Below are 9863 nucleotides of genomic sequence, written 5' to 3'. Positions count from 1 at the left end.
ACCCTCCGCCAGAAACGACAAAACCCCGCCATTTCTGGCAGGGTTTCGATTATTAAGCGTTGCGTCGAAGTGACCACTCTTAACAGGATATTCCGTTTTTTACGTACGTAAACTTTTTTATTTACCAGCCACCAGTTTAGCTTCTGGCTCCCGCGAGACATACCTGTCCATCTCAAGCCTTACATCAAGCATCATCAACATGCCTTCAACAACCCCCTCGGCCTTCTGAAGCTTTTTACCGATATGTCCGTCGGAGCAACCATGCTTGCGGGCCAGCGCCATAAACGTCATTCCCATCACATAATAATCCACCAGCAAATCATGCAGGTCCTGGTTATTTTTATTCAGCCTGGCGATGCACCCGCAGATGACCATCGCATCATCATCACAACATTGTGGCCGCGATTTTACCCTGGCCGGAAGAAGTCCTTTAAATCCAGCGGCAATCGGTGCCCAGGCAACATCTTCATGATTATTGGCCGCCCATGCGCCCCAGCGCTCAAGTACCAGTTGAATATCGCGCATCAGGCTTCTCCCTCGGAATCCGCATTACCCAAAAAAGTCCAGCTGCCACTCTGGCGGTAAATACACTCTGCAACAATCAATCGGCTACGGGACATGTGCAATTGAGACAGCCTGTTAATGTCAATGAAAACAGGGCCGGTATAACCATTGTGGGCGGCTCGAATATATTCACTGATGGTTTGCTCGTCTTCTCTCGTCAAATAAATCATGCGGCCACCTTTTTCTTGTAGAAGACCAGCTCACGAACTTCATCGCCATTCATGAGCATATCGTTAAAGTCACCGTTGTCCGGCCAGCGTACGCTGACTTTCACCAGGTCATTTTTCGCCAGCAGATTGGCGTGGGCGCACTCAAACGCCGCAGCCTGCCCGGTGGCAGAATGCTTGTCCATATCAGCGAAAACGATCAGATGTTTTACCCCTGCCGGCACCCGGAATTTTTTCATGAAATTGCTGTTCATTACCGCCCAGGTATTCACGCCATAAATCTGATAGCAGGAGAGCGCCGTTTCGATACCCTCTGCAATCCCCAGCGTTGAGGACACGGGAAACATACGGATGGCTACCGAGCGGGCATATTCGAGGTAGTTATCTTCCTGCAGGGATTTTTGACGTTTGGCGCTTTCCCCCAGCGGTGCTTTGCGATCCCCTTCAAGTAAGGTTCGGTGGAGATAGCACAACTCACCTTTATCATCGGTGGCAAGAGCGTAGAGGGCATGATAAATCCTGCCCGCATGGCGCTGTTTTTCGCAGAACCGGATCGCCTCAGAGGGTAATTTGTTGATCCCGCGCTGGCGCAGATACCCTTCCCCGTTGGTACCGCGCAAGGGCAGCAGCTTCGCGAATTTACTGATGGCGCGCTGGCGTAGCTTCGCCGCCGAGCTGTTGACCGGGATTTTCTCCCGGCGGTAGTCATTGCCAATGAGCTGATCCACCTCCGCACAGAGTGCTGAGAAAGTCTTCCCGGTTTGCGTGAGGGAAAGTAGTTTCATGCCGTCGCCGCTGCCACATACGCAGATCCACGTCCCGGCACCTTCGCGGTCGTCAATACGAAACTTGCTGCGCGCGCCGCATACCGGACATTCTCCCTTGTAGTGATTTTTTCCGGTTATCGGCGGCAGGCCGTAATGTTCAAGAATTTCCGTCCAGCGGCCTTTTGCCGCTTCTGCTGTCTTCACGCTGTTCTTCTCCCCAGCATACTACGAATGTTTTCAACCTCTTGTTTTGCGCTGATGATCCGGTTTGTGGTGGCCGCGCTGTCGGTGGGCTCACTCGCCTTGCTGTCGGCCTTCTCCCGTCCCTTCGCAAATTTGATAAGTTTGTGCCTGATGTAGTTGTTTACCTCCGGGGTAATCTCCATCGGAAAATCGCTCAGCCCGTTGGGCCATTCATTGAACTTTTCGCGGAATGTATGCGCACACCAGCCGTCACTGATGGGTTTCCCCATAGAAGTGCGCTGGCGCTGATAGAATTTGATCTGGCTCCACCAGGACTGTTTGTCCGATTTGGTGTAAACCTTTTCGCCCTTGCTGAGCTTTTTGATATTGCGTTGCGTGTCGGTTTCCACATCCTCGCCGACCAGCGGTTTAAATCCGCATTTCGGGCAGACGTAGACACCTGCAGGTTTCATGAAATGACACTCCGGGCATTCCTTCGGGAGTTTTTCCTCCCGTTCTTCGGCTACGCGAGCTGCAGCTTCTTTCATCCCGTCGTTTTTAGAGGGCAGATCGTTGTACTCGATGGCGTCAGGAAATCCCAGGCGATGGACGGTACCGCTGTGATCGAAGATAAGGCAGGCATCTTTCCCCGGGGCAGTTCGCAGACCACGGCCCAGCGCCTGAAGCCAGCGAATTTCGCTTTTTGTCGGTCGGGCGTAAATGATGCAACGAACGTCACTGTCGAAGCCCGCCACCAGTACGCCGACGCTGACGATGATTTTTGTAGCGCCCGTCTCGAAACGGTGGATCATCAACTGGCGTTCTTCGTGCGGCGTTTCAGCCACCATGACTTCGGCGTTAACACCGGCTTTGTTGAACTGCATGGTGACGTAATTGGCGTGGGCCTTATTGACGCAGAACGCCACAGTCGGCAGATCACGGCCATTACGCAGCCAGTTATCGACAATATCGCCCACCAGATCAGAGCCACACATGATCTCCGCCAGCTGCTTCTCGTTATAGTCACGGCCATAGTCAGCCGTATTTGCCGATTTGACCCCTTTCAGGTTCGGTTTTGTAGGGGCAAAGAATTCGTACTGGCTCAGATCCCCGCGCTGAATGAGTTCGCTGATAGTGGTTGGTTTAATAAGTTCTTCGTAGTATTTCCCTAACCACGGTGAAAACGGCGTACCAGACAGACCAACAACCCGAAACTCAGCGTCGCGGATCCACTCCAGCATTGCGCGTTTTTTCATGTGTGCTTCATCGATAATCAACAGATCGATGTTGTCAGGAAAATCACGACGAATAAGTGTGTCAGCACTGGCTATCTGAATCAGACGCTCTGGATGGTATTCGGGGTGATCGCGCCAGAGAATACTGATTTCATCCTCTGGCAACCCGTATTCAACAAAGCGCTGTACAGTCTGGGTAACGAGAACGGTAAAAGGTGCTACGAACATCACACGCAGTCCGCGAGCAACATGACCCGCCGCGATGAATGCCGCTAACCCGGTTTTGCCGCTGCCAGTAGGCGCATACATCATGAAGGTGCGCTTCTTCTTCCACTTGCGACGAAGCAGATTAAGACCGCGTTCCTGGGCAAAATTTGGTGTGATGTTCAGCATTGCAGCCCCTTACGTATCATCTAGCTAGTACAGAATGGGATTTACTTAAATTTGGTAGCCCGGATGACATCAACGCCATCAGCGGTATAACGCAGCGGATGTTTGCCATCCCGCAGAAGAACAAAACCGGACACACCGTCAGGCAGTTCACGAAGCTTCATCAGGGAGCGCTTACGGGGGGATTTTTTGTCAACCTCAACAGCGCATTGTTGGCCATCAGGAGAAGTAACCAGGCAGTCAACAAATCCCTTGCGCCCACCGCTCAACCTGAGGGTGAAATTGCGCTGCAGGTGGTAGCCCAGCGACTTAATTTTCTTTTGCATGACGTAGTCAAAAGTGACTTTGTCATCAGCCTTGTGGAATTGCTCTTCCAGGAGGACGATTAAATTTTGCTTCAGTTCACTGCTCATAATTTCTCCAGATTTTTGTTGTACTCACTTGCTAGTACGGCGGATTTTTTAAGGGTGTCGCCTTATAGATCGAGATCTACTTAACCTCTGGAATAGTCTGTTTAAAGGCACTATTCCCTACACACAGGCACTCCACCCCTTACCCCTCCTCTCGTTTATTTTTGCAAATCAAACCACTTAACTAGTACATAAATACAAACGAGAGTGGGTCACTCAACCTTCAGCAGCTGACACCTTTAAGTCAGGCTGCAACCGGGCACCTTTAAGCCCGGCATCATTCAGGTGCAGTGTTGCGTTCCGGCCAGGGGAGGTTCGGCGGTATACCCCTGTAAAGCCCTGCCGTGATTTCTCACAAACAGGCGAAGCCGCATATTTGCTTCATGCCTTGCCCGGTTCTCCTTGCGGTATGAAACGGGCTCGGCTTCGAACGATTCCTGATACACAGCTGCATAACGCTGAATGGCTTTTTGTCGTGCTGCTGGCGTCAGGCTCAGTAACTGCTGCTTGATCCAATCGGCATCGGCCTGGCTATGCACCGAAGGTAGTAAATTGAGAGTTTCAAACTGTTGCATTAACCACCTACAAAAAGTGATTACATATCCACTCGTTTTTGGTTAACCGCATCAAGTCCGAGCCTTAAGTGCGCAGGAATTCCATCTTCTGGGGATGGATACAATTCAGGACGAACATCATGCGGTACGATTTTCCAGCCGGTCATTTCACAAATGGGTAAAACATACCGAGGTGGGATTACTGATTTAGAGAACCATTGGTTTACGGCCTGCGGCGAGATTCCCAGGGCTTTCGCAATTGCTCGCTGAGATACAGCGCTCCTCAGTCGAGAACGGATTTTTTCATCCATATGACACCGTCAAGTTTGAATTGATTTTAGTAGAAGAGTATCAAGTTTAAATTAACATGCAAGTTAGATTTTACTCATGTACACTTAAAATCAAGGTTAGCTTTACATGTGTATGTATTGATGTTGGAACTACTGCATCAGGAGGGGTAATGAAAACTGCGGAAAGGATTAATGAACTTTTAAGGCTCAAGGGGTGGAGTCAGGCTGAACTGGCAAGACAGCTGGGTGTAACAGCCCAATCAGTTCAATACTGGACAACCGGCGAGACTTCACCAAGAGGCAAGCGGCTTGCCAGACTATCGGAAATTAGCGGTCTGCCCCAGTCATGGTTCCTTGGTGAATCTGAGAGTCCGAAATTTCCAAGTACGCATAGGAACGATACCCATGCCGATAGCGTTAGGTTCAGTGTCCTCGATGTCGAGTTTAGTTGCGGTGACGGCTCAAGTGTTAAGGGCGACTTCATTGATGTAGTAAGATCCATCGAACTCGATCCTGAATACGCTCGTCAATTGGTTGGGAATAGGCCTTTCAAAAATATTGAGATAGGTAACGCCAGAGGCGACAGCATGACGCCAACAATATCTCCGGGGGATTTGCTTTTCTTGGATAAATCAATAACTTATTTTGATGGTGATGGCATTTACGCCTTCTGCTTTGATGGTGAATGTTATGTTAAGCGTCTTCAAAAAATCGGCTCCAAAATGGTAGTTCTTTCAGATAACTCAAACTATCAACCTTGGAGTATTGAGAAAGAAGCATTCAACATGCTTTACATACAATCAAAGGTAATTTCTTCAGTTCCCTTCAATATCAATAGATTCGGTTAACCTTCTGAAATATAACGGGCTTATGCCCGTTTTTTTTTTACCCATCCCGCGCCAAAATAAATTTTATCAAGTTTAACTTGACGAACTCAAATCCCCGCCATATCCTCTAACCATCAAGTTTAACTTGATTCGATGATAAATATTCAATCATGACTAGGGGATAACAATATGCATACAAAATCCACCACAGAGCTAATTTCAATGGCACAGGCTGTACTGGTCTCTTTAATCGAATCACATAAGGTTATCGAACCTTGTGAGATTGAAGATAATCTTGTGGCAATTAACTCCTTGCTGGTTGATGCCTCAATTTCATCATCTAGAAACTCGTCAAAACATAAAGTAAGTGATGGACCTTTATCAGCAATAGCAATGCTCGAAGATCTCGCAGCAGAGATCCATGAAAGTACATCATTGCTAGAACTAATCTTTAAAAACTCTCCAGATATGGGAGAAACGGATAATGCATTGGCTTGCCTCATACGCTCAATGATTAAGACTGGAGAAAAAGCTTACGGTTACATTTCACAGATAGAAAGTAATAACAAAGTATCGGAGTAAATAACAATGAATAATAACTCAGCAAAATACATAATCAGCCAGATAGAAAATGTAATTACGAATATTTTCGAAAATGGCAAAATTAACAAAGATACTCAAGATGAGCTTTTCCATGCGATGACTATGTTAGCAGATGTTAACGCGGTTCTTAGAGGGCTAGAAGACGCTTTTTTTGATTCTATTATTACAGCCAAGAAATTGGAGGCAATTTCTCAAGCATTTTGTGAACAATATTTCACTGATGAAGATAATGAAAGGCAAGAAACTTATTTAGCAGCCGCCATTCGAGATTACGCATCGAAATCCTGTGATGATTTAAAAATCATCGAATCAAAAATAAATTAAATAACACAATGAATTTAATTACGCCTTAACTGGCGTGGCTTACTGCAACCTGAAAACAGGATTTGTTTAAAAATGACATTCATCAAAGATAAAGCAGCATACAAAACAGCATGCCTTTTCTTTATGGCCTATGGTGAGGAGTACCGCCATATATCTGACCTTTTCATGCGCAAAGCTTACGGAGTCTGATTATGTTAAGCAAAGATAGCTCACTCGAAACCGCAAAGAATACAGCAGATAACCTATATCAATTAATGGAGCTAATTAACACCAATATTATTGATATGGATATAGAACAAATAATTTCACTATCAGGTCTTTGCCTTGATTTATCGGCTCAGGTTTCAACCTGGATGGATTCGGAGTTTGAACGCCGTGAAAAAACTAATTGAAATTCGCCGCCGTCATCTCGTTCAGGCAAAACTTGATTCCGTTATGCGTAGGACGGGCGGAAACATCCAGATGGCGAAGCTTGATAACGGTTCTTTATTCCCAGTCGAACTATCGGAGGAAATATTAACAAAAGCACTGATAAAGCTTTTCGAAGTCATGATTTATGACACGCATAAACGGTCTGAAGCAGAATCAATTATCGCAGGACATTACGCTGATTGCCTTGGGAAAAGCAAATTAACGCCTGAGGCCGTGTATTTCATGGATGCACTGATTGAAACACTGGCGGAAGAAGCAATGAAAAAACGGAGAGCACAAAATGCAAGTTAACCAGCAATTAATATCTCGTCGCGGAAAGCTAATTCCACTGCCATTGCTGAATGTGGATCTGCATGTCTCGCCGGAATTTACCGGGCGCGTGGTGGTTCACATCAAAGAAGGTCGTCAAATTTGCGATTACCCACTGCGTGAAGCCGAGCATATCAACACGCTGTCGGGATTTCTGGCGCTGGCTCGACAGGCTGGATGGAGGGTTATACCTCCTGAAGACATGACGGAGGGCGAAACCAGTGTCACTGACAGCGATACGAATTCCTGAGCGTGTTCACCTGCAGGCTCTGCAGGTCCTGCTGCGATATCGGCGTAAACGCATATATGCGCGACGCATGTACCGCACCGGCTATCTCAGTCTGAAAGTTAACCCTCGCTGGCGGCTGTTATCGAAAGACGGCGGCCAGAACTGGGAAGTAATGAGTCATGAACGTTATTCGGGAGAAATAAAAAAATGATCGACAACCGCACCGCCAGCGCGATTGACCTGGCACTACAGAAGCATGATACGCCAGTTGGCCCGCTGTTCGTGGCAGTACGCCACGGTCGTATCAAAAAAATGCTTCACGCGAGATACGGCGATCCGCTATCTGGCTTTCTTCATGACCACCGAGACTTTTGAGCGTTCAGGTTTTCCGCAGCGTCACCCGCGGGTGCGTATTGATCGCGATGACAGGGAGGTATGGCGAGACGGGGAAACAAAGGCTGAGTATCTGGCCGCCCACCAGCGTTGCATTCGCCGTCTGCGTCGCATCCTGGCGCGTAAGCGAGAAATGGAGAAGTGGTGTGAGAAATGGGACGCGATGCATGACCGGTTCATTAAAGAGGTCGATGCACTTCAAGCCATCAAGCCTAAAGGAGTGTATTGATGATTGCTTCAGCCTTTACTCCGGAGCCGACATCAACAGGCATCCGCTTTGGTAACCGAGTCATAGGTTATTCCGTCGCGGTTCGCCAGCTCGACAATGGCAACTATGACAAACGAATTCCGGATGGATTAGATCTGCTGGCTTGCATCATGGAAGCGATTGAAAGCGGCTGGTTTACCCCGGGCATCGAGAAAGAAATCATCATTTGGCGCTGGATGCTGGTTGCCGTCTTCATTGCCGAGGAGCAGGCAATGAACGGCACGGTTGAGGTTGCCAACGATTCTGGAGGGTTTGATACCGCAGTTATCTACTCAGGCCAAAACGGTTCAATCAGTGTTTATCCCGCGCCAGAGCGGTTCGCACTCGCAAGCCATGTGGAAGGGTTAGCTATTGAGAAATACGGTCAGGAACTCGGCCAGCAGATGGCGCTGCGCATGTACCGGGACATGTTAGATACGGACGCTGAGAACGGGCTTCGACTCTCAAAAATGGGGCGGGAAGGTTTTAATCTCCTGCATGACAGCTTCATTGAACAGATTCAGAAAGAAGGTATGCCTGACATGCCGGTTATGCACTGAGGAGGACGAAAATGAACACTGTAACGATCAATAGCAAACAGCTGCCGGCAGTCGAATATCGCGGTCAGCGCGTTGTGACCCTGGCGATGATTGATGAAGTTCACCAGCGACCTGAAGGAACTGCTGGACGTAATTTCCGAGAAAACAAGTCTCGACTTATTGAAGGAGAGGACTACTTCGAATTAGGTTCCGACGAAATTCGTCGACACCTGCCTGACGGTACTTTCTCCAAGTTTGCAGCATCAGGAATTGTACTGGTCGAATCCGGTTATCTGATGTTGGTGAAATCCTTTACCGACGATCTGGCCTGGCATGTTCAGCGCGAACTGGTTAACAGCTATTTCCGCACTCGCGCGCCGCTGACGGAAATCGAGATGATCGCCGCAATGGCCGCCGATGCCGTTCGCCAGCAAAAGCGCCTGAATCATGTTGAAGAGCAGATCGAAACAGTCACAGAAGCTGTGGAGAACATCAAACGCGGGACCATGCGCGCCGGATATGTCGGTTACCGCCAGGTGGTAGCCAAAAGCGGAATGAGTGACGCCAAGTGCCGGAATTTGGTCAATGCCTACCGCATCCCTACAGACACGCACGAATTTATGACTCCAGACGGGCTTTTGTCACGTAGGGCTATCGTCGAACTGGAGCCGTTTATGGCCGCGTTTCGCCAGATGATGTCAGAAGCTGAACCGCGCGGCACCCGCTGGTATCACCCTAAAATGGGCCTGTTCCAGGCGATTGGGTGGGAGGGTTAAGAATGCACAAATTCTTCGTGGAGACAAACAACCTGAACACTATCAGCGATTGCCTGCAGCAGCTTGTTAACGCAGAAGAAGCGCAGCTCAGTATTGAAGAGCAACTGGCGAGATCGAACAGCAGTAGTGACTGGAGCACATGGCGCAAAAAGGCAGAGAACGCGCTGCGGCTGATCAAAGGGAAGCGTCGAATCATCACAGCTCGTTTGGCAGTTCTGCGTCATGAGGAAAAAGAGCGCAACCTGGAGCTGCACCAGCAGCACAACGACTTCCTGGTTCAGGCTCTGCGCGAAATCGTAACGCCCTCCTCTTTTGCGCGTTGCGTGCGTCTGGCTAAAGAGAAAATGGAGGAGATCCATGCAAACCAGTGCTGAAATCGTTCTTCTGGTGCCGAATGACTGGGTTAGCGAAAAGGTTCTGATTGCGGTTACCGGGCTCAAGCCCGGAACCATCACCCGCGCCAGAAAAGAATCCTGGATGCTGGGCCGCGAGTACCTGCACATTTCACCAGATGGTAATCCCAAGCCTTCGAGCGAATGCATGTACAACAGGAAAGCCGTTGATCAGTGGATCGAAGCTCAGAAAAAAAATCAACCTGGTGCGAAAACGGCATGAAAAGCAGTA

General features: G+C 48.6%; 17 protein-coding genes and 1 pseudogene. 12 read left to right on the top strand and 6 right to left on the bottom strand.

Going from position 1 to position 9863, the window contains the following annotated elements:
* Window positions 1-117 precede the first annotated feature (117 nt).
* From VF709_RS09940 to VF709_RS09915, 6 genes are all read right to left on the bottom strand, one after another.
* On the bottom strand, window positions 118-525 hold the full coding sequence (locus VF709_RS09940; protein WP_271080014.1) for an antiterminator Q family protein: 408 nt from the start codon (window positions 523-525) through the stop codon (window positions 118-120).
* Between the two features lie 205 nt (window positions 526-730).
* Window positions 731-1702, bottom strand: coding sequence for a DUF7146 domain-containing protein (locus tag VF709_RS09935; RefSeq protein WP_440231449.1), 972 nt, complete (start codon window positions 1700-1702; stop codon window positions 731-733).
* Window positions 1699-3264, bottom strand: coding sequence for a DEAD/DEAH box helicase (locus VF709_RS09930; RefSeq protein WP_440231456.1), 1566 nt, complete (start codon window positions 3262-3264; stop codon window positions 1699-1701). The genes VF709_RS09935 and VF709_RS09930 overlap by 4 nt, the downstream gene beginning before the upstream one ends.
* Window positions 3265-3350: 86 nt before the next feature.
* Window positions 3351-3719 carry a hypothetical protein gene (locus VF709_RS09925; protein ID WP_440231447.1) on the bottom strand — a complete coding sequence of 123 codons (369 nt, stop codon included), beginning with the start codon at window positions 3717-3719 and terminating at the stop codon, window positions 3351-3353.
* Between the two features lie 278 nt (window positions 3720-3997).
* Complete coding sequence (locus VF709_RS09920) at window positions 3998-4291, bottom strand: hypothetical protein (protein WP_440231445.1); 294 nt, start codon at window positions 4289-4291, stop codon at window positions 3998-4000.
* Between the two features lie 20 nt (window positions 4292-4311).
* On the bottom strand, window positions 4312-4581 hold the full coding sequence (locus tag VF709_RS09915; protein ID WP_074168585.1) for a transcriptional regulator: 270 nt from the start codon (window positions 4579-4581) through the stop codon (window positions 4312-4314).
* Between the two features lie 149 nt (window positions 4582-4730).
* On the opposite strand from VF709_RS09915, the gene VF709_RS09910 reads away from it, so the two are divergent.
* The 12 genes and pseudogenes from VF709_RS09910 (at window position 4731) to VF709_RS09855 (ending at window position 9854) form a co-directional block, all read left to right on the top strand.
* Entirely contained in the window at window positions 4731-5408 is a 678-nt protein-coding gene (locus VF709_RS09910) for an XRE family transcriptional regulator (RefSeq protein WP_044596876.1), read from the top strand.
* A 168-nt stretch (window positions 5409-5576) separates the two neighbouring features.
* A complete protein-coding gene (locus VF709_RS09905) occupies window positions 5577-5969 on the top strand; it encodes a hypothetical protein (protein WP_440231443.1) in 393 nt (130 codons plus the stop codon).
* A gap of 6 nt (window positions 5970-5975) precedes the next feature.
* Complete coding sequence (locus tag VF709_RS09900) at window positions 5976-6314, top strand: hypothetical protein (RefSeq protein ID WP_440231441.1); 339 nt, start codon at window positions 5976-5978, stop codon at window positions 6312-6314.
* 191 nt (window positions 6315-6505) lie between these two features.
* Window positions 6506-6706, top strand: a complete 201-nt coding sequence (locus tag VF709_RS09895) for a hypothetical protein (RefSeq protein ID WP_440231439.1) — start codon at window positions 6506-6508, stop codon at window positions 6704-6706.
* Window positions 6690-7037: a hypothetical protein gene (locus VF709_RS09890; RefSeq protein ID WP_440231438.1), complete on the top strand. Its 348-nt coding sequence runs from the start codon at window positions 6690-6692 to the stop codon at window positions 7035-7037. Before VF709_RS09895 ends, VF709_RS09890 begins: the two co-directional genes overlap by 17 nt.
* Window positions 7027-7305: a hypothetical protein gene (locus tag VF709_RS09885; RefSeq protein ID WP_440231436.1), complete on the top strand. Its 279-nt coding sequence runs from the start codon at window positions 7027-7029 to the stop codon at window positions 7303-7305. Before VF709_RS09890 ends, VF709_RS09885 begins: the two co-directional genes overlap by 11 nt.
* Window positions 7277-7495, top strand: coding sequence for a ParE family toxin-like protein (locus tag VF709_RS09880; RefSeq protein WP_440231434.1), 219 nt, complete (start codon window positions 7277-7279; stop codon window positions 7493-7495). Before VF709_RS09885 ends, VF709_RS09880 begins: the two co-directional genes overlap by 29 nt.
* Window positions 7492-7906, top strand: a pseudogene (locus VF709_RS09875) (hypothetical protein). Before VF709_RS09880 ends, VF709_RS09875 begins: the two are co-directional and overlap by 4 nt.
* Window positions 7906-8484: a hypothetical protein gene (locus tag VF709_RS09870; RefSeq protein ID WP_440231432.1), complete on the top strand. Its 579-nt coding sequence runs from the start codon at window positions 7906-7908 to the stop codon at window positions 8482-8484. Before VF709_RS09875 ends, VF709_RS09870 begins: the two are co-directional and overlap by 1 nt.
* A gap of 11 nt (window positions 8485-8495) precedes the next feature.
* Entirely contained in the window at window positions 8496-9239 is a 744-nt protein-coding gene (locus VF709_RS09865; protein WP_440231430.1) for an ORF6N domain-containing protein, read from the top strand.
* Between the two features lie 2 nt (window positions 9240-9241).
* Complete coding sequence (locus tag VF709_RS09860; RefSeq protein ID WP_044158718.1) at window positions 9242-9613, top strand: hypothetical protein; 372 nt, start codon at window positions 9242-9244, stop codon at window positions 9611-9613.
* Window positions 9597-9854, top strand: a complete 258-nt coding sequence (locus VF709_RS09855) for an excisionase family protein (RefSeq protein WP_013097283.1) — start codon at window positions 9597-9599, stop codon at window positions 9852-9854. Before VF709_RS09860 ends, VF709_RS09855 begins: the two co-directional genes overlap by 17 nt.
* The last annotated feature ends 9 nt before the right edge of the window (window positions 9855-9863 follow it).

The organism is Enterobacter sp. Lyrl_3, from assembly GCF_051948675.1.
Classification (GTDB): domain Bacteria; phylum Pseudomonadota; class Gammaproteobacteria; order Enterobacterales; family Enterobacteriaceae; genus Enterobacter; species Enterobacter cloacae.
The sequence above is the reverse complement of the archived record's forward strand: the minus strand, read 5'-3'. Positions and strand labels throughout refer to the sequence as shown.

Coding starts and splice junctions, on each gene's coding strand:
- VF709_RS09940 (WP_271080014.1), bottom strand. CDS start 525: ATGCGCGATATTCAACTGGTACTTGAGCGCTGGGGCGCATGGGCGGCC.
- VF709_RS09925 (WP_440231447.1), bottom strand. CDS start 3,719: ATGAGCAGTGAACTGAAGCAAAATTTAATCGTCCTCCTGGAAGAGCAA.
- VF709_RS09920 (WP_440231445.1), bottom strand. CDS start 4,291: ATGCAACAGTTTGAAACTCTCAATTTACTACCTTCGGTGCATAGCCAG.
- VF709_RS09915 (WP_074168585.1), bottom strand. CDS start 4,581: ATGGATGAAAAAATCCGTTCTCGACTGAGGAGCGCTGTATCTCAGCGA.
- VF709_RS09910 (WP_044596876.1), top strand. CDS start 4,731: ATGAAAACTGCGGAAAGGATTAATGAACTTTTAAGGCTCAAGGGGTGG.
- VF709_RS09905 (WP_440231443.1), top strand. CDS start 5,577: ATGCATACAAAATCCACCACAGAGCTAATTTCAATGGCACAGGCTGTA.
- VF709_RS09900 (WP_440231441.1), top strand. CDS start 5,976: ATGAATAATAACTCAGCAAAATACATAATCAGCCAGATAGAAAATGTA.
- VF709_RS09895 (WP_440231439.1), top strand. CDS start 6,506: ATGTTAAGCAAAGATAGCTCACTCGAAACCGCAAAGAATACAGCAGAT.
- VF709_RS09885 (WP_440231436.1), top strand. CDS start 7,027: ATGCAAGTTAACCAGCAATTAATATCTCGTCGCGGAAAGCTAATTCCA.
- VF709_RS09870 (WP_440231432.1), top strand. CDS start 7,906: ATGATTGCTTCAGCCTTTACTCCGGAGCCGACATCAACAGGCATCCGC.
- VF709_RS09865 (WP_440231430.1), top strand. CDS start 8,496: ATGAACACTGTAACGATCAATAGCAAACAGCTGCCGGCAGTCGAATAT.
- VF709_RS09860 (WP_044158718.1), top strand. CDS start 9,242: ATGCACAAATTCTTCGTGGAGACAAACAACCTGAACACTATCAGCGAT.
- VF709_RS09855 (WP_013097283.1), top strand. CDS start 9,597: ATGCAAACCAGTGCTGAAATCGTTCTTCTGGTGCCGAATGACTGGGTT.